Source organism: Klenkia soli, from assembly GCF_900103975.1.
In the GTDB taxonomy this organism is placed as follows: domain Bacteria; phylum Actinomycetota; class Actinomycetes; order Mycobacteriales; family Geodermatophilaceae; genus Klenkia; species Klenkia soli.
This window is the reverse complement of the sequence record NZ_FNIR01000003.1, coordinates 332,798-350,454: the sequence shown is the minus strand read 5'-3', so window position 1 is coordinate 350,454 and position 17,657 is coordinate 332,798. Positions and strand designations below refer to the sequence as shown.

Annotated in this window: 18 protein-coding genes; 10 read left to right on the top strand and 8 right to left on the bottom strand. The window is 70.9% G+C overall.

The genetic code is table 11. The features are described 5' to 3' along the window. Positions 1–16: 16 nt before the first annotated feature. Positions 17–856, bottom strand: a complete 840-nt coding sequence (locus BLS67_RS06605) for an SDR family oxidoreductase (protein ID WP_091242013.1) — start codon at positions 854–856, stop codon at positions 17–19. 180 nt (positions 857–1,036) lie between these two features. Between BLS67_RS06605 and BLS67_RS06600 the strand changes: the two genes are divergently transcribed. After that, positions 1,037–1,915: a helix-turn-helix domain-containing protein gene (locus tag BLS67_RS06600; RefSeq protein WP_091241718.1), complete on the top strand. Its 879-nt coding sequence runs from the start codon at positions 1,037–1,039 to the stop codon at positions 1,913–1,915. On the opposite strand, the gene BLS67_RS06595 is transcribed toward BLS67_RS06600, so the two are convergent. Then, complete coding sequence (locus tag BLS67_RS06595; RefSeq protein ID WP_091241714.1) at positions 1,912–2,805, bottom strand: helix-turn-helix transcriptional regulator; 894 nt, start codon at positions 2,803–2,805, stop codon at positions 1,912–1,914. The genes BLS67_RS06600 and BLS67_RS06595 overlap by 4 nt on opposite strands. 136 nt (positions 2,806–2,941) lie before the next feature. On the opposite strand from BLS67_RS06595, the gene BLS67_RS06590 reads away from it, so the two are divergent. Further along, positions 2,942–3,922 (top strand): aldo/keto reductase, encoded by a 981-nt coding sequence (locus tag BLS67_RS06590; RefSeq protein ID WP_091242010.1) that lies wholly within the window; start codon positions 2,942–2,944, stop codon positions 3,920–3,922. A gap of 36 nt (positions 3,923–3,958) precedes the next feature. Here BLS67_RS06590 and BLS67_RS06585 read toward each other — a convergent pair whose 3' ends face one another. After that, positions 3,959–5,101: a metallophosphoesterase gene (locus BLS67_RS06585; RefSeq protein ID WP_242653861.1), complete on the bottom strand. Its 1,143-nt coding sequence runs from the start codon at positions 5,099–5,101 to the stop codon at positions 3,959–3,961. Between the two features lie 149 nt (positions 5,102–5,250). Here BLS67_RS06585 and BLS67_RS06580 point away from each other — a divergent pair, with 149 nt between their 5' ends. Together BLS67_RS06580 and BLS67_RS06575 are read left to right on the top strand one after the other, a co-directional pair. Next, the gene (locus BLS67_RS06580; RefSeq protein ID WP_091241710.1) at positions 5,251–6,018 is read left to right on the top strand and encodes an SDR family oxidoreductase; all 768 of its coding nucleotides are present in this window, start codon (positions 5,251–5,253) and stop codon (positions 6,016–6,018) included. Between the two features lie 32 nt (positions 6,019–6,050). Beyond that, the gene (locus BLS67_RS06575) at positions 6,051–7,106 is read left to right on the top strand and encodes an aldo/keto reductase (RefSeq protein WP_091241707.1); all 1,056 of its coding nucleotides are present in this window, start codon (positions 6,051–6,053) and stop codon (positions 7,104–7,106) included. 187 nt (positions 7,107–7,293) lie between these two features. Here BLS67_RS06575 and BLS67_RS06570 read toward each other — a convergent pair whose 3' ends face one another. The 5 genes from BLS67_RS06570 to BLS67_RS06550 all read right to left on the bottom strand — a co-directional run bounded on the left by BLS67_RS06570 (position 7,294) and on the right by BLS67_RS06550 (position 12,243). Further along, positions 7,294–8,382, bottom strand: coding sequence for an Ldh family oxidoreductase (locus BLS67_RS06570; protein ID WP_091242006.1), 1,089 nt, complete (start codon positions 8,380–8,382; stop codon positions 7,294–7,296). 5 nt (positions 8,383–8,387) lie between these two features. Next, complete coding sequence (locus BLS67_RS06565) at positions 8,388–9,800, bottom strand: NAD-dependent succinate-semialdehyde dehydrogenase (RefSeq protein ID WP_091241704.1); 1,413 nt, start codon at positions 9,798–9,800, stop codon at positions 8,388–8,390. 91 nt (positions 9,801–9,891) lie between these two features. Then, complete coding sequence (locus tag BLS67_RS06560; RefSeq protein WP_091241701.1) at positions 9,892–10,356, bottom strand: cupin domain-containing protein; 465 nt, start codon at positions 10,354–10,356, stop codon at positions 9,892–9,894. Beyond that, the gene (locus tag BLS67_RS06555; protein ID WP_091241698.1) at positions 10,353–10,664 is read right to left on the bottom strand and encodes a putative quinol monooxygenase; all 312 of its coding nucleotides are present in this window, start codon (positions 10,662–10,664) and stop codon (positions 10,353–10,355) included. The genes BLS67_RS06560 and BLS67_RS06555 overlap by 4 nt, the downstream gene beginning before the upstream one ends. Before the next feature lie 94 nt (positions 10,665–10,758). Beyond that, entirely contained in the window at positions 10,759–12,243 is a 1,485-nt protein-coding gene (locus BLS67_RS06550; protein WP_091241694.1) for a CitMHS family transporter, read from the bottom strand. A 100-nt stretch (positions 12,244–12,343) separates the two neighbouring features. On the opposite strand from BLS67_RS06550, the gene BLS67_RS06545 reads away from it, so the two are divergent. From BLS67_RS06545 to BLS67_RS06520, 6 genes are all read left to right on the top strand, one after another. Then, positions 12,344–13,036 carry a GntR family transcriptional regulator gene (locus BLS67_RS06545; RefSeq protein ID WP_207500365.1) on the top strand — a complete coding sequence of 231 codons (693 nt, stop codon included), beginning with the start codon at positions 12,344–12,346 and terminating at the stop codon, positions 13,034–13,036. Positions 13,037–13,172: 136 nt separating this feature from the next. Beyond that, positions 13,173–14,270, top strand: coding sequence for an isocitrate/isopropylmalate dehydrogenase family protein (locus tag BLS67_RS06540; RefSeq protein ID WP_091242003.1), 1,098 nt, complete (start codon positions 13,173–13,175; stop codon positions 14,268–14,270). Positions 14,271–14,302: 32 nt separating this feature from the next. Continuing rightward, complete coding sequence (locus BLS67_RS06535) at positions 14,303–14,944, top strand: AroM family protein (protein WP_091241686.1); 642 nt, start codon at positions 14,303–14,305, stop codon at positions 14,942–14,944. A gap of 80 nt (positions 14,945–15,024) precedes the next feature. Continuing rightward, a complete protein-coding gene (gene otnK / locus BLS67_RS06530) occupies positions 15,025–16,269 on the top strand; it encodes a 3-oxo-tetronate kinase (protein ID WP_207500363.1) in 1,245 nt (414 codons plus the stop codon). Further along, positions 16,266–16,907 carry a 3-oxo-tetronate 4-phosphate decarboxylase gene (gene otnC / locus BLS67_RS06525; protein WP_091241679.1) on the top strand — a complete coding sequence of 214 codons (642 nt, stop codon included), beginning with the start codon at positions 16,266–16,268 and terminating at the stop codon, positions 16,905–16,907. Before otnK ends, otnC begins: the two co-directional genes overlap by 4 nt. Continuing rightward, on the top strand, positions 16,907–17,257 hold the full coding sequence (locus BLS67_RS06520; RefSeq protein WP_091241676.1) for a putative quinol monooxygenase: 351 nt from the start codon (positions 16,907–16,909) through the stop codon (positions 17,255–17,257). The genes otnC and BLS67_RS06520 overlap by 1 nt, the downstream gene beginning before the upstream one ends. Positions 17,258–17,657 lie beyond the last annotated feature (400 nt).

The following is a 17,657-nucleotide window of genomic DNA, read 5'->3' as shown; positions in this document are numbered from 1 at the left end:
GGGTCCTCTGCTGGGTTCAGGCGTCGTGGGAGAGGGACGAGCTGAGCTCGCGGAGGGCGTCGACCTCGGTCTGCAGGGTCGCCATCCGGGCCTCGATGCCGGCCATGGCGTCGGCGCCGGCGACGAAGCGGGCGGGGACCTGCTCGCGGGTGGCGAGGTCGATGAGGGCTGTGGCGAGCTTGGCCGGGTCGCCGACCTGCTGGCCGTTCATCCCGGCGAAGGCGGCGACGGTGGCCTCGGTGCCGGCGGCGTAGTCCTCGATCGTGGAGTCGGGGACGGTGGTGGACTGCGGGGTGAGCAGCTCGGTGCGGAAGAAGCCGGGCTCCACGGTCAGCGTCTGGATGCCGAACGGGGCGACCTCGGGGGCCAGGGACTCCATGAAGCCCTCGAGGGCGAACTTGGAGGCCGCGTAGGCCGAGGTGAAGGCGCCGCCCACGATGCCCGCGGTCGAGGTGATCGTGACGACCACGCCCGAGCGCTGGGCGCGCAGCAGCGGCAGGACCGCACGGGTGACGTTCAGCGGGCCGGTGAAGTTGGTGTTCATCTGGGCCTGGAAGTGCTCGGGGCTGATCTGCTCGAAGAACCCGGCCTGGAAGGACCCGGCGTTGTTGACCAGCACGTCGATCCGACCGAACCGCTGGACGGCGGCGTCCACGGCGGCCTGCACGCTGGTCGGGTCGGTGACGTCGAGGGCGACGGCGAGGACGTCGTCGGACGCACCGAGCACTGCGGTGACGCGGGCGGCGTCGCGGGCGGTGGCGACGACCTGGTGGCCGGCGGTCAGGGCGGCGCGGGCGAGGTCGACGCCCAGCCCGCGGGCGGCTCCGGTGACGAGTACGACCTTCTTCTCGGACACGGTGGTCTCCTCCTGGCGGTCGAGGCGGGCCCTGCTGCTGCGGGGCGGGTGCGCCTCGGTGTCGCCGGAGGCCAGGGAACGCCGATCGGTGGTGGGCAACCAGACCCGCTGGAGAGGGGTACTGGCAGTGACTCCCTCGGGTGTTCCGGGGGGTGGTCGGCCGCTCCTACGCTCTGTGCCGTGGACGACAGGGAACGGGCGCGCGCCGCGGTGCAGGACTTCCTCAGCACCCGGCGTGAGCGGATCTCTCCCGCCGACGTCGGGCTGCCGGCGACCGGCACCCGGCGGCGGGTGAAGGGGCTGCGCCGCGAGGAGGTCGCCCTGCTCGCCGGGATCAGCCCGGAGTACTACGTGCGGTTGGAGCGCGGTCAGGCGACCGGCCCCTCGCCCGGCGTGGTGGAGGCGATCGCCCGGGTGCTGCGCCTGGACGAGGACGAGCGGACCCACCTGGACCGGGTGCTGGCCGCTCTCGTGCCCGGCCCCCGCCGACGGCCGGGCCCGCCCAAGGAGGCCCTGAGCCTCGGGATGCAGGTGCTGCTGGACGCCCTCACCCACCTGCCGGCGATGGTGTTCAACCCACGGCTGGACGTGCTGGCGTTCAACCCGCTGGCTCGCGCGCTCTACGCCTCGGTGCTCCCCGAGGAGGGCCCGGTGAACACCGCTCGGCTGCTCTTCCTGGAGGAGCAGCGGTTCCGGACGCTCGTCCCGGACTGGGAGGACCTGGCCGACGACGCCGTGTCGGTGCTGCGGGTGGAGGCCGGACGACGTCCCGACGACCCCGCGTTGACCACCTTGGTCGGGCAGCTGTCCACCCGGAGTGCGGCGTTCCGCACCCGCTGGGCGGCCAACGACGTCCGAGCCCACCGGGGCGGGGTCAAGACCTTCGACCACCCTCTGGTCGGCCACCTGCAGCTGCCCTACGAGAACCTCACCGTCGACGCGGCGGGGGACCAGGTGCTGACCGTCTTCACCCCGCAACCGGGGTCACCGGCACACGACTCGCTCCAGCTGCTGGCCAGCCTGGTCGTCACTGCGCAGCCCAGCGGCCCGACGGGTTAGTCCAGTTGGTCCTGGGGGGAGACGGCAGCCCGTGACTCGGCGTTCCAGCTGGCGAGCAGCTGGACGGCGTCGTGCGCGGGCGACCCGGGGTGGGGTGCGAACACGGTGAGGGTGTGGTCGGCGGCAGCGTCGACCAGCAGGTTCTCGTAGGGCAGCGCCAGCTCGCCGACCGCCGGGTGACGGAACACCTTGACCCCGGCGGCGTGCGCCCGCACGTCGTTGCGGGCCCAGCGGGTGCGGAAGGTGGCGCTGCGGGTGGACAGCTGCCCGATGAGCTCGACGAGGGCCCGGTCGTCGGGGTGCTGGCCGGCCTCGATGCGCAGCAGAGCGACTGTGTCGTCGGCGATCCGCTCCCAGTGCGGGAACAGCTGCCGGGCCCGGTGCTCGTCCAGGAACAGGAAGCGCGCGGTGTTCGGAGTCCCCTCCATGTCGAAGACCGGGGTGTAGAGCACCCTGCCTAGGGCGTTGGTGGCCAGCACGTCCAGTCGGGCGTTGAGCACGACCGCGGGCAGCGTCGTCAGGGCGTCGAGCACCACCTGCACGCCGGCGCTGACGGTCTCGGTGACCGGGCGGCGGCGGTGCTTGCGGGCCTCGGGGGTGAGCTCGGCGAGCAACCGGTCCAGGTGCGCGCGTTCGTCGTCGTCCAGGTGCAGGGCCGCGGCGACGGCGTCCACGACGCTGGGGGAGGGGCCGGTGGCCAGGCCGCGTTCGAGGCGGACGTAGTACTCGGCGCTGATCCCGGCCAGCATCGCGACCTCCTCGCGGCGCAGCCCGGTCACCCGTCGGCGGGTCCCGACGAAGGACAGTCCGGCCTGCTCGGGGGAGACCTTCTCGCGGCGGCTGCCCAGGTAGGCGCGCAGAGCGGCGCGGGCAGCGTCCTTGTCGACCATGCACCCGAGGCTAGGGCCGCCCACGTCCGGGAGAGAGTCACTGTCAGTACCCCCTCTCAGCAGGGGCTGCCTCCTGATGGCACGGGCGAGCATCGTCGCGGACGACCGCGACCGATCGACCCGTCAGGAGCACGACATGCGCAACGCACACCTGGGCGCCCTCGAGGTGTCCCGGATCGGCCTGGGCGCCATGACCATGGCCGGCACCTACACCTCCGGCGGCGGCCTGGACGACACCGAGTCCATCGCCACGATCCACCGCGCCCTGGACCTGGGCGTCACCCACATCGACACCGCCGAGGTCTACGGCCCGTACCACTCCGAGGAACTGGTCGGGACGGCGATCGCGGGACGCCGGGACTCCGTCGTCGTGGCCACCAAGTTCGGGCTGGTGTCCCACTCCGGCGGCGGCCCGGGCACGATCGACAGCAGCCCGGCCAACGTGCGGGCCGCCGTGGAGGGCTCGCTGCGCCGGCTGGGCACCGACCGGATCGACCTCTACTACCAGCACCGCGTCGACCCGAGCACCCCGATCGAGGACACCGTCGGCGTGCTGGCCGAGCTGGTCGCCGAGGGCAAGGTGCTGCACATCGGGCTGTCGGAGGCCTCCCCGGCCACCATCCGCCGCGCGCACGCGGTGCACCCGGTCGCTGCACTGCAGACCGAGTACTCGCTGTGGGCACGGGACCCCGAGGCCGAGCTGCTGCCCACGCTCCGGGAGCTGGGCATCGGGTTCGTGCCCTACTCCCCGCTCGGGCACGGCTTCCTCACCGGCCAGCTCACCAGCCCCGCCGACATCCCCGACGACGACTGGCGCAAGACCAACCCCCGGTTCGTCGGGGAGGCGTTCGAGGCCAACCTGCGGCTGGTCGAGGAGGTCCGCACAGTCGGCGACGAGGCCGGTGCCACCCCCGCCCAGGTCGCGCTGGCCTGGCTGCTGGCCCAGGGCGAGGACGTCGCCCCCATCCCCGGCACCCGCCGGGTGGCCCGGGTCGAGGAGAACACCGCTGCGGACGCCGTCGTCCTCACCGCCGACCAGCTCGCCCGGCTGGACGCGCTCACCCCGGCCACGGGCGAACGGCACGACGAAGCGAACATGGCCAGCATCGACCGCTGACCGATGTGCCCGCAGCCCTGCGGAGCTCGATGACGGTCAGCTCGGGCCGGGCCCCGACCCGCATCGGCGGCCCCAGTACCCGACCCCGGCGGTGACGTACAGCTGGGTGTCACCGTGCCTGGACAGACCCTGCACCGCCGGCTGCTCGAGACCCACCAGGTACGGGAAGGGCCACAGCTGACCGCCGTGGGTGTGCCCGGACAGCTGCAGGTCCACCCCGGCAGCACGGGCCTGCTCGACCTGGACCGGCTGGTGGGCCAGCAGCACCACCGGGGTGGTGGCGTCCCGGCCCGCCAGTGCCGCGGTCAGGTCCGCGCCGTGCCCGCGGACCCCTGAACCCCCGGCGGTCGCGTCATCGATGCCGGCGAGGTCGAAGGACCCCGCCCCGCGGGAGAGGGTCACCCGCTCGTTGCGCAGCACGTCGACCCCCAGCGTGGGCAGGTGCGCCATCCACTCGGCGGTGTCCACGTAGTACTCGTGGTTGCCGGTGACGAAGAACGCGCCGTCCCGGGCGGCTAGGTCGCCCAGAGGCGCCACGTCGCGCCGGAGGTCGGCGACCGAACCGTCGACGAGGTCCCCGACGACGGCAACCACGTCGGGCTCGGTGGTGTTGACCATGCCGACCAGTCGAGCGAACCGGTCCCTGCCGTACAGGGAGGACAGGTGCGCGTCGGAGAACGTCGTGATCCGGTAGCCGGCGAGCTCCGGGGCCAGACCCGGGACGGCGATGCGCACCCGCCGGATGACCGGCGGGGCGGCCGCCGCCCACGTGCCGTACCCGACCGTGCCCGCTGCTATGACCCCGGCGCCGACTGCCAGAGACCGCAACAGGAACAGCCGGCGAGAGACGTCGACCTCCTCGGCGGGGCCCGATGTCGCGATGCGTCGGCGCAGCCACCACCGCACCGGCTCCAGGACGACCAGCGCCAGCACCAGGTAGACCAACGCACCCAGCCAACCGAAGCCCACCACGTCCAACGGCTGCTGCGCCTGCCTGGGAAACACCTGACGCCCGGCATCGGCAGCGACCGAGCTCGCCATCAGCAGCACCAGCACGACCGTGGCGGTCCGACGGACCCACCCCGGCCTCGTCGTGTCCCGGACCAGCCGCACCCACAACAGCGCGAGCGCGCCGATCAGGACGGCAGCGAGCAATGCGTAGAAGACCAGTGCGGACACCCAGCCGACGGTCCGGCAGAGCACCAGTCGCAAGACAGACCCTGTCAGTACCCCCTCTCGACAGGCTCTGCCACGCAGCCCAGGTCCGGCGTCCACTGGACATGAGCCCAGGGACACCCCCAGGCCGTCACCGGACGGAGCCCCCGCACATGCCCTCCCCACTAGAGAAGACCGTCGCGATCGTCACCGGTGCCAGCAGCGGCATCGGGGAGGCCACCGCGAGGGAGCTCGCCGCCCTCGGCGCCAGCGTCGCCGTCGTCGCCCGCCGCGCGGACCGGCTCGACACCGTGGTCGCCACCATCGAGGCCGCCGGGGGCACCGCGTTCGCTGTGGCCGCAGACATCGGCGACCGTGCGCAGGCCGAGGCCGTCGTGCAGACCGTCCTCGACCGGTTCGGCCGGCTCGACGTCCTGGTCAACAACGCCGGTCTGATGCTGCTGGGCACCGTCCTGGACCAGGACGTCGAGGAGTGGGAACGGATGATCTCGGTCAACCAGAAGGGCCTGCTCTACCTGACCAAGGCCGCCCTGCCGCACCTGCTCGCCGCCGCCGAGGACGACCTGCGCGGGGTCGCCGACATCGTCAACGTCTCCTCCATCGCCGGCCGTGAGGCCTACCCCCAGTTCGGCGTCTACAGCATGACCAAGTTCGGCGTGCAGGGCTTCACCTCGGCCCTGCGCCAGGAAGTCACCCAGAAGCACGTGCGAGTCGGGGTCCTGGAGCCCGGCGCAGTGGCCACCGAGCTGGTCTCCCGCAACAACCAGGCCGTGCAGGACCAGCTGGCCGCCTCCGACGCCGAGAACATCCCCGAGCGGCTGCAGCCCGAGGACATCGCAGAGTCCATCGCCTACATGGTGACCCGCCCCCGCCGGTCATCGATCGCCGAGCTGTGGGCCATGCCCACCTCGCAGGCCTGACCCCCCACGACCTACCAACAAGGAGCTCCACCATGCAGTACCGCCTGCTGCCCGGGACCGGCATCGCCGTCTCGAACCTCGCCCTGGGGACCATGGGCTTCGGCACCGAGACCGATGAGGCCGAGGCCTTCGCGATCCTCGACCGGTTCGTCGAGGCCGAGGGCAACCTGGTCGACACCGCCAACGTCTACGGTGCCGGGACGTCGGAGGAGCTGCTGGGCCGCTGGTTCGCCAGCCGCCCCGCCGAGGTCACCGACCGCGTCGTGCTGGCCACCAAGGCCCGTTTCGGCACCGGGCCGGACACCAACGAGGCCGGCACCTCGCGGCGCAACCTGACCCGCGCGTTGGACGCCTCGCTCCGCCGACTCGGCAGGGACACCGTCGACCTCTACCAGCTGCACGGCTGGGATGCGCTCACCCCGATCGAGGTGACCCTGCGGGCCCTGTACGACGCCGTGCGCGCCGGCAAGGTGCTCCACGTCGGGTTGTCGAACTTCACCGGATGGCAGGTGCAGCTCGCCGTCAGCACCGCCCGCGCCCTGGGCCTGGCGGTGCCGGTGACGCTGCAGCCGCAGTACAGCCTGGTCTCACGTGAGATCGAGTACGAGATCGTGCCGGCTGCGCTGCACAACGGCCTGGGCCTTCTGCCCTGGTCCCCGCTGGCGTCGGGGTTCCTCAGCGGCAAGTACCGCAAGGGCGAGCAGGCCGGAACCGACACCCGCGCCGGGGCCGGCAACCCGATGAACGAGCACATCTTCAGTGACCTCGCCGCCAAGGACCAGAACTGGGCCACCCTGGACGTCGTCCGGGAGGTCGCTGCGGCACACGACGTCACCTCGGGCCAGGTCGCCTACAGCTGGGTGACCAACCGGCCCGGCGTGACCGCCCCGATCATCGGTGCCCGCACGCTGCACCAGCTCGAGCAGAACCTCGTCGCCGGTGACCTGACACTGAGTGCTGAGGAAACCGCCCGTCTCGACGAGGTCAGCGCCCCCACCCCGAACGACTACCCGTACGGGCCGTTCGGCACCAAGCAGCGCGAGCGCTACCTGGACTCCAGCGATCAGGCCATCGGCGAGTTGTTCTGAGGGGACCGCGGCCGCCGACCCATGGGTCCGCGGCCGCGGTGGACCCACGTGGTCCCCGTCGGCTCACAAACCCCCGTTTGCGGTCCTGCAAAATTTGGCTCACAACTCGGACCACAACGTCGACGTGGAACGAGACTGGAACCGTTGGATGCAGCAAACTCTTGTGTGAGGCCCCGGCGCGAGACGCTTAGCCGCTGACGCCGGTCGGCAGACCGAGCTGGGTGGCGAGCTGCTGCAGCTCCTGGCGGGTCTGGGCGGTGAGGGCCACCCCGCCGGCGGCGAGGTTGGTGGCCTCGGTGCGGTCCTCGAGCTCACCGGGGTAGAAGACCTCGTCGTAGCCCTGGGCCAGCGGGACGTCCTTGACCTGGTTGATGAGCTCCCCGACGCGGGCGTGGTAGCCGGCGACGTCGCCGAAGGCGGCGGGGTCGACGGCCAGGAACAGGTGCCCACAGTTGCTGTGCTGGTCGGCTTCGTAGGGCCCGTGCACCTGGGTGCCGACGCCGCTGCCGGTGAGGGCGCCGGAGATGACGTCCATCATGAAGGTGATGGCGTAGCCCTTGTGCCCGGCCATCGGCAGGATGACCCCGAGCACGCCCTCGGCGGGGTCGGTGGTGGGGGCGCCGTCGGGGCTGAGCGCCCAGGTGTCGGGGATGGTCTCGCCGCGGTTCTTGGCCAGGTAAATCTTCCCGCGGGCCACCGCGGTGTTGGCGATGTCGACGGCGACGACCTTGCCGTCGGGGGCCGGTGCAGCGATGGACCACGGGTTGGTGCCCAGGATCTTCTGGTTGCCACCCCAGGGGGCCATCGCGGGGCTGGCGTTGGTGGTCAGCATCGCCACGCAGCCCTCGGCGGCGGCGGCACGGGTGAAGTACATGGCCGTGCCGAAGTGGTTGGAGTTGCGGATCCCGACCATGCCGACGCCGTGGGCGCGGGCCCGCTGAACGGCGAGAGTGCGAGCGCGGTCGGTGAGCACCTGTCCAATGCCGTGATGGCCGTCCAGGACGACCAGCGCACCGGTATCGGCGACGGTCTCGGGGGCGGTGGCGGCGGTCATGGCGCCGCTGCGCAGCCGGGCGGCGTACCAGGGCAGCCGCAGCAGGCCGTGGGAGGAGTGCCCCCATAGGTCGGCCTGCACGAGGCTGTCGGCGACCAGGTGGGCGTCGGCGTCGGGGACGTCGAGGGCGGTGAGTATGCCGGCGGCGAAGTCGACCAGCTCGCTGCGGTCGATGCGGTCAGTAGCCGCGGTGCCGGCGGGGGTGTTCTGGGTGGTGGTCATGGCGGTCACTCCGAGACCGGGGCGGTGCTGGCGGGCTCGTCGAGTAGCCAGTAGGTGCGGGTGTTGACGAACTCGCGCATGCCGGCGGCGGCCAGCTCCCGGCCGTAGCCGGAGACTCCGGTCCCACCGAAGGGCATCCGCACGTCGGAGGCGACCACGGCGTTGATGAACACCGCACCCGAGCGGATCCGGCGGGCGACGGCCAGGCCCCGGTCAGGGTCGGCGGTCCACACGCTGGCACCCAGGCCGAAGCGGGTGTCGTTGGCGACCCGGACGGCGTCGTCGTCGCCGTCGACGACGATGACCGCGGCGGCGGGGCCGAAGATCTCCTCGTCGTAGGCGGGCATGCCGGGGGTGATGTCGGTGAGCACGGTGGGGGCGTAGAAGTTGCCCGCGCCGCCCAGGGGCTTGCCGCCGGTTGCCAGGGTGGCGCCGGCGGCGACGGAGGCCTCGACCTGGGCGTGCAGCCCGTCGACGAGGTCGGCGCGGGCCATCGGGCCGACCTCGGTGCCTGGCGCCTCGGGGTCGCCGACGACGAGGGCTTCCACGGCGGTGACGAGCTGGGCGGTGAAGGTGTCGGCGATGGAGGCGTCGACGATGAACCGCTTGGCCGAGATGCAGGACTGGCCGCCGTTGAGGTACCGGGCCTTGACCGCCATCGCCACGACCGCGGGCACGTCGGCGTCAGGGAGTACGACGAAGGGGTCGCTGCCGCCCAGTTCGAGCACCGACTTCTTCACCGCGCGGCCGGCGGCTGCGCCGACGGCGGTGCCGGCGCGCTCGCTGCCAGTGACGGTGACCGCGCCGATGCGCGGGTCGGCGATCAGCCGGGAGGTGACGGCGGGGACGTCGGGCTCGGCGATGACCAGGGCGGTGAACAGGCCGGCTGGGACCCCGGCGCGGTCCAGGATGTCTTGCACGGCCAGCGCGGAGCCGGTGGTGTTGGGTGAGTGCTTGAGCAGTGCCGCGTTGCCGGCCATCAGGGCGGGGGCGGCGAAGCGCAGCACCTGCCACAGCGGAAAGTTCCACGGCATGACGGCCAGCACCACGCCGATGGGCTCATAGCTGATCCAGCTGCGGTCAGCAGAGGTGGCCACCGGCTCGTCGGCGAGGATGCGGTCGGAGTTGTCGGCGTAGTAGTCGCAGGCGGTCGCGCACTTCTCGACCTCGGCGGTGGCCTCGGCCAGCGGCTTGCCCATCTCCCGGGTGATCAGCCGGGCCAGGTCGGCGCTGTCGGCGCGCAGCAGCTGCGCGGTCTGGCGCAGCACGGTGGCCCGCTCGGCCAGGGACAGCGCGGCCCACTGACGCTGGGCGGTGACGGCCTGGTCGAGGATGGCTTCGATCTCGGCGTCGTCGTGGGTGGGGTAGCGGTTGAGTTCCTCGCCGGTGGCGGGGTTGATGGTGACGACCGTGGTCACGGGGTGCGCTCCTTGGGGCTGGGTTCGTCGGCGCCGGGCCGGTGGCGGCGTCGGGGCGGGTGGGTCACCGTGGTGACCGGTGACCGGCAGGTCAGCTGGCGGCGGGGGTGGCGCCGCGGTCGGACTCGGACAGGTGGGTGAAGGTCTCGCCGGTGGCGGTGACGGTGCGGGTGATGTCGCGTCCGCCGTACACCCAGTAGATGGTCATGGTGTCGGTGCCGCGGTTGCGGAAACAGTGCGGGATGCCGGCGGGCACCCAGGTGGCCTGCCCGGCGGTGAGCTCGAACTCCTCGTCGCCGATGACGGCGGTGGCCTCGCCTTCGAAGACCAGGACGGTCTCCTCGACGTTGTGGGAGTGCAAAGGGATACCGGTGCCTGGGGAGAAGACGGTCATGCCGGTGGTGACGCGGTTGGTCTCGTTCGCCGGGGTGTTCCACTTGCCGACGAAGGGCAGGGTGACCACGCCGTTGCCGCGGTCGAAGCGGTTGATCTCCTGCGGGCGCAGGACCAGGCAGGGGTTGGTGGGCTGCGCGCCGGGGGTGGTGGGGGTGCTCACGCGGTGACCTCCGAAGTGTTGGTGGCCAGCAGCTGGCCGGGGGTGTTGTTCTGCTCGAGCACGACGCGGGAGGCCACCGCGCGCCAGTCGGCGAAGTGCGGGGCGGCTTTGTGGGCGGCGAAGGCCTCGGCGTCGTCGTAGAGCTCGTAGAGGACGAACCGGTCGGGGTCACCGTCGACGGAGCAGACATCGAAGCGCTGGCAGCCGGGCTCGTCGCGGACCGAGGCCTGTGCGTTGACGGTGATCGCGGCCAGGAACTCCTCGCGGCCGGCGGGGTCGACGTGCAGGTGCACGATCAGGCTGAACATGGTGTCTCCAGAGAGTCGTAGTGCCGGCCGCCTGCGGTGGGCAGGCGGCCGGCAGGGGCAGCACCCAGCCGGCGCAGGAGCGCCGGCTGAGTGGTCAGCCGAAGGGGTAGGCGAACAGCGTGCCGACGGCGAGCATCACCAGCGCCACGATCGTGCCGCGCCAGATCACCTTCTTGAAGTGGTCACCCAGGCTGACGTTGGCCAGGCCGATGAGCAGCAGGAAGGAGGCCACCAGCGGGCTGGACTGGTGCAGGGACTGCCCGACCAGGGAGGCCCGGGCCATCTCCACGGGCGCGATGCCGTAGAACTCCGCGGTCTGGGACAAGATCGGCAGGACCCCGAAGTAGAACGCGTCGTTGGTCATGATGAACGTCAGCGGGATGCTCAGGACGCCGGCGATGATGGGCAGGTAGGGCCCGAGCGCGGCGGGGATGATGTCGACGAGCCAGTTGGCCATCGCATCGACCATGCCGGTGCCTGACAGCACGCCGGTGAGCACCGAGGCGGCGAAGACCATGCCGACCACGGAGATGACCGAGCTGGCGTGCGCCTTGATCTGGGCGGACTGCTCCTGGACCTTCGGGAAGTTCAGCACCAGCGCCGTGGCGGCGGCGACCATGAAGATCAGGACCGGCTCGATGATGTCGACCACGAGGATCGTCATCACGGCCAGGGTGAGCACCAGGTTGATCCAGATCAGCTTGGGGCGGGCGTTGGGCCGGTCGATGAGGTGTTGACCGTCCTCGGACACCGGGGCGGCGAAGTCGTTGGTGATGACCACTGAGGAGCCCTGGGGAACCCGGGCTTCGCGGGTGCCGCCGCCGGCGGGGCTGCCGGCAGTGGCGCCACCGGTGGCATCGCCGCCGCCGACCGGGGCGCCGACGGTCACGCCGCCGTTGGTGTCCTCGTTGCTGTCAGCCCGGGCACGGCGCAGCAGGCCGGGGGAGGAGTCGGTGAGCTCCAGCTGACCCAGACGTCGTGACTCACGTCGGCCCAGGAAGAAGGCCAGCACCATGACCGTGGCCAGGCCGGCGACGATCGAGGGGATCATCGGCACGAAGATGTCGATGGGGGAGACGTTGAGCGCGGCCGAGGCCCGGGAGGTAGAACCGCCCCAGGGCACGGTGTTGAGCACGCCGTTGCTCATGGCCGCGATGACGGTCAGGGTCACCGGGCTCATGCCCAGCCGCAGGTAGAGCGGCAGGAACGCCGAGGTCACGATGATGAACGTCGTCGACCCGTCGCCGTCGAGGCTGACGATGGTGGTCAGCAGCGCGGTGCCCATCACCAGCTTGGTGGGGCTGTTGCCCACCGACTTGAGGATGAGCCGAATCAGCGGATCGAACAGGCCGACGTCAATCATGGTGCCGAAGAAGATGATCGCGAAGAACAGCAGCCCAGCAGTCGGGGCCAGGTTCAGCAGCGATTCCACCACCATGTCGCTGATGCTCAGGCCGGCGCCGGCCACGATCCCGAACACCACTGGTACCAGGATCAGCGTGGCGATGGGGGTGACCTTCTTGGCCATCACCAAGTACAGGAACACCGCGATCATCGCGAAGCCTAGGAATACGAGCATCGTTGCCCTCTCAGGGGAGTGGTCTGCCTCACTGGTCCGGGTGAGTATGCAGACAGGTATACCTGTTGGCAACCATTAGGATCCGGCCATGACGGTTGTTGTGACCGACGGTGCTCGCCTGGGCAAGGCCGACCAGGTCTACGTCCAGCTGCGTGCAGAGATCGTGTCCGGAGTGCTCGCCCCCGGGCGCACGCTGCCCGAGACCGAACTGGTCGCCTACACCGGCGCCTCGCGCACCCCGGTGCGCGAGGCAGTACGACGGCTGGCCGCAGAAGGGCTCATCGACCTGGAACCGCGCCGGGCACCGATGGTCTCGCGGATCTCCCTGCGCAGTGCGCGGCAGCTGTTCGAGTTCCGGCAGGTCCTGGAGCCGGTGGCCATCAGCATGGTGGCCACCCGCGAGGTCGGAGCCGGGGACCTGCGACAGGCCATCGAAACACTGCTGAGCACTTTCGGCCGCCTGAAGGGCCAGGAGTACTCGCCGGCGTTCCAAGAGGCTTTTACAGCCGCCACCGGGCAGTTCGATGCCCTGCTGGCCGACCATGCACCGAACGAGTACCTCAGCCGGTCCATCCTCGAGCTGCGCCCACACAGCGCCCGACTGCGGCACATCGCCCATGCCGACACCTCACGGCTGCAGGAGTCCATCGGGGAACACATCCGCATGTGCCAGGCCGTGCTTGACGGCCAGGCCGAGGAGGCCGCCGCTGCGATGGTCGAGCACCTCCAGCACGTCGCGAGCTCCATCTTCCGACGACTGCTGGACAGCAACACCGAACTTCTCGTCCAGTAGTGCCCCGCCCGCCCTGGGAGTGGTGTGCCCAACTCCTATCCGGTATACCTTTGGTATACCCATACAGATGGAGCGTGCTCATCCAGTAGAGGTGAGGCCTCCCGACGCGAACGGCGGACCCACGATGGTGCACGGCATGAAGATCGCCCTCTTGCCCGGCGACGACATCGGCCCAGAGATCAGCGGGGCCACTCAGGCCGTGCTCACTCGCGCCGACGCCGCGTTCGGATTGGGCCTGGACTTCGACGTCCACCAGGTCGGCGTCGCCACGCTGACCACCAGCGGCACGACCCTGCCCGACAGCGCAGTGGCCGCCTGCCTGGCCGCCGACGGTGTCATCCTGGGCCCCGGCGGCATGACCGCCTACCCGCCGGTCAGCGAGGGCGGGATCAACATCCCCGGCACCATCCGCAAGCGGCTGGACCTCTACGCCAACCTGCGCCCCTCCCGCCACCGCGCGGGGGTCCCGTTGAGCAGGGAGGGCCTCGACGTGCTGGTCGTGCGCGAGAACACCCAGGGCTTCTACGCCGACCGCAGCCTGTTCGAGGGCTACGGGGAGTTCCGGCCCACCCCCGACACTGCGATGTCGCTGCGACTGATCACCACCTCGGCCTCCCGGCGCATCGCCCGGGTGGCCTTCGAGCAGGCACGCCAGCGTCGCAACCACGTCACCGTGGTAGGCAAGCGGCACGTCCTGCAGGTCACCGACGGACTGTTCATGGCCGCTGTCGCCGAGGTCGCCGCCGACTACCCCGACGTGACCTGGCGCGAGATCGACGTCGATGCCATGGCTGCCGACCTGTACCTGCGCCCGGACCGCTTCGATGTCCTGCTGACCACCAACATGTTCGGCGACATCCTGTCCAACGAGGCCGCAGCACTGGCCGGGGGCCTGGGCCTGGCCGGAGCGCTGAACGTCGGTGACGACCACGCCGCGGCCAACGCGGCCCACGGATCGGCACCCGACATCGCCGGCCGGGGGGTGGCCAACCCGACCAGCCTTATCCTGTCCTCGGCGCTGCTGCTGTCCTGGTGGGGCACCCGCACCGGACAGGCCGCCTTCGGCGAGGCCGCCCGCGCCATCGAGGCTGCGGTGGACGCGACCATCGCCGACCCCGGCGCACGCACCCGCGACCTGGGTGGTCAGGCCACCACCGACCAGTTCGCCGACGCAGTGGCCGACAACATCAACACCCCCCAGCTGCAGGCAACCGCCGGGGCGCCGACCCGGTGAGCAGCCCGAACGCTCCAGTCACCGGCGCACCCATGGTGGCGCTGATCCACGCGACCCCGGCGGCCATGGCCCCGGCCCGGGGGGCTCTTCTCGACAGGTTCCCCGGCGCCACGCTGTGGAACCTGCTCGACGACCGCCTGATCACCGAGGCCGAGCAGGCCGGCGGGCTCACCGACCCGCTCCGGCGACGGATGGAGCACCTCATCGACCACGCAGCCGCCGGTGGCGCCGATGCGGTGCTGCTGACTTGCTCGATGTACGGGTCGGTGGTCCAAGACAGCCCGGCCGACTGGACCATCCCGGTCCTGGGCTCGGACGACGCGCTGTTCGCCCGGGTCGTTGAGCTGGCGCCCGGACGAATTGCGGTGCTCAGCCCCAACCCCACCGCGGTGCGCGACACCAACACCCGGTTAGGCGAGTACCTGGACACCCAAGGTCTGACCGGGGCCACGGTCACCGGGACCGTCGTCAATCCCGGCCAGGGACCGGCAGACCTCGAGCACGCCGTCACCACCGCAGCCCAGGCCGCGGCGGCAGATGCCGACCTCATCGTCATCGGCCAGTTCTCCCTCAGCCCCGCGGTCGCAGCGGCGGCCGCGGCGGTGTCGATCCCGGTGCTCAGTCCTCCGCACCTGGCTGCCGAGGCCATCGCCGTCCAGCTGGACCGCCGGTGACATCAACGCCCACTGATGCCCCGGGCCCGGCGCCCAGCACCGCAGTAGCTGCGGGCCGGACGGGGGGCGCCCATCCGATGTTGGGCTGCCTGGCCGACGACTTCACCGGCGCAACCGACGTCGCCGCCGGGCTGCGACGTGTGGGACTGCAGGTCCTGCTGCTCATCGGAACCCCGATCAAGAAAATGGCCCTGCCCGACTGCGACGCGATCGTCGTTGCCCTCAAGAGCCGCACCATCCCCGCCGCTGAGGCGATCGAGCAGTCGCTGCGGGCCCAGCGGTGGTTGGCCGACCATGGCGTCACCCGCTTCTACTTCAAGTACTGCTCCACTTTCGACTCCACCGATGCCGGCAACATCGGACTGGTCACCGACGCACTGCTCGACGCCGTCGGTGGCGCGCCGGCCATCATCTGCCCGGCCAGCCCCGAACACGGCCGCACCGTCTACCAGGGCCACCTGTTCGTCGGGTCCCAGCTCCTGTCGGAGTCCTCGATGGCTCACCACCCCCTGACCCCGATGACCGACCCGGACCTGGTGCGAGTGCTTGCCCGCCAGACCCCGCACCCGGTCGCCGCCCTGCCCCTGCAGCAGCTGCGGTCCGGACCTGACGCTGTGCGCGCAGCACTGCAGCAGGCCACCGAAGCCGGTGTGCGGCACCTAATCACCGACATCGCCGACGACACCGACCTGGCCGCGCTCGCCGCAGCAGTGGCCGATCGGCCGTTGCTGACCGGCGGTGCTGGTCTGGCCCGCGCGCTCGGCGCCCACCTGCGCAGCACCGCCGCCCGCGCCGCCACCGAGGACCACCTGCCCGCCGGTCCCGCACTCGTGCTGGCCGGCAGCTGCTCGACGGCCACCCTTGAGCAGGTCGCCCGCGCCCGAGAGGTCATGCCCGCCCACCAGCTCGACCCCGCACTCACCCCCGACCCACACCAGCTGCTCACCCGCGCCCAGGACTGGCTGCACAAGCACCGGAGCGAGCCAGCAGTACTGATCTATGCCTCGGCGCCAGCCGATGCCCGCGCCGCGGGCCAGGCCGCGATGGGCCCCGACACCGCCACCGTCCTGGAAACGACCCTCGCCACGCTGGCGAACAATGCCCGCGAGGCGGGGCGCCGCCGCATCATCGTCGCCGGCGGGGAGACCTCCGGCGCCGTCGTTAAGGCGTTGAGCCTGCGATCGCTGCTGGTCGGCCCGGAAGCCGACCCCGGCGTCCCCTGGTGCCACACCACCACCGAGCCCCACCTGGCCCTGTTGCTGAAGTCCGGCAACTTCGGACGCCCCGATCTCCTCGTGCGCGCTGTGGAAGGAGCCACCCCATGACACACCCCACCACCGACCCCACTGCCCGGCTCACCGACGACGTAATTGCCCTGGGGGCCTCGCTGTTCCACCGCCGGCTCACCTTCGGGCGCACCGGCAACATCAGCGTCCGAGCCGGGGAGAAAATCCTGATCACCCCCACCGGCGCCAGCCTCGGCGCGCTCACCGACCTGTCGGTCATCGACACCACCGGCCAGCACATCGACGGGCCCAAGCCATCCAAGGAAGCGTTCCTGCACGCCGCGGTCTACCGTGCCCGCCCCGACGCCAACGCCGTCGTGCACCTGCACAGCACCTACTCCGTCGCGATCTCCTGCCTCGACGGACTCAACCCTGACGACCTGCTGCCCCCACTGACCGCCTACTACGTCATGCGCGTGGGCACCCTGCCGCTACTGCCCTACCACGCACCCGGTGACCTCACCCTGGAACCGTTGGCCCAACAGACCGCGGCCACCCACAAGGCATTCCTGCTGGCCAACCACGGCCCCGTCGTCGCCGGCACCGACCTGGCCGCCGCAGCCGACTCCATCGAGGAACTTGAGGAGACGGCCAAGCTGTTCCTGCTGCTGTCCGGCCACCCCACCCGGCCGCTGACCCGCGAGCAGGCCGATCGGCTGCGCGCTGGCACCCGCTGATGTTCACCGTGCTGGTCGACCTGACCATCCACCCCGAACACATGGACGAATTCATCACTGGCATCCGGGCCAACGCACGCGCCTCCCTACGCGACGAAGCCGGCTGCCTGCGCTTTGACGTCCACCGCCGACGCGACGAACCCTTCCGGTTCTTCCTCCACGAGGTCTACCTCGACGAGCACGCCTTCTACACCGAACATCGCGCCGCACCCCACTACGCAGCCTGGCAACGAGTCGCCCAGCGGTGCGTCGTACCCGGCACCCACCACAACACTTTCGGCGAGCCCGTCCTCATGCGCACCGATCAGGCGGCTACCGATCCAGCAACGACGCGTCAGCTCACCGACTGAACGCCAGGCAGGGCGCTGGTCGGTCGCAGAAGACGCAATGTTCGTCAGGGCCCGGGCCCGGCCGCCCGAAAGTCGATCAAGTCGTATAGACGACGACCCAGCATGCACCCGTGCGGCCCACAAACCCCTGTTCGTGAGCCGCTGGAGGCGCGTTCGAATGACTTCAGCAAACCGCAGGTCGCGGCGCCCGGTCGGTGACCGAAACCCGTTCCGGAATCAACGGACCACAAACCCATCCCGCGCAGGTTGTGGATCGACACCGCTGTGGCCTGGGTCGGGACTGCTGGACGGACCGACGACTTCTGAACTGTGTGGCCAGCAGCTGCGCACCAAGACGTCCATCGCAACCGAGCTCGAGACGACGCGCGACGCCTGGACGCGACGTCCGTTTACATGGTTG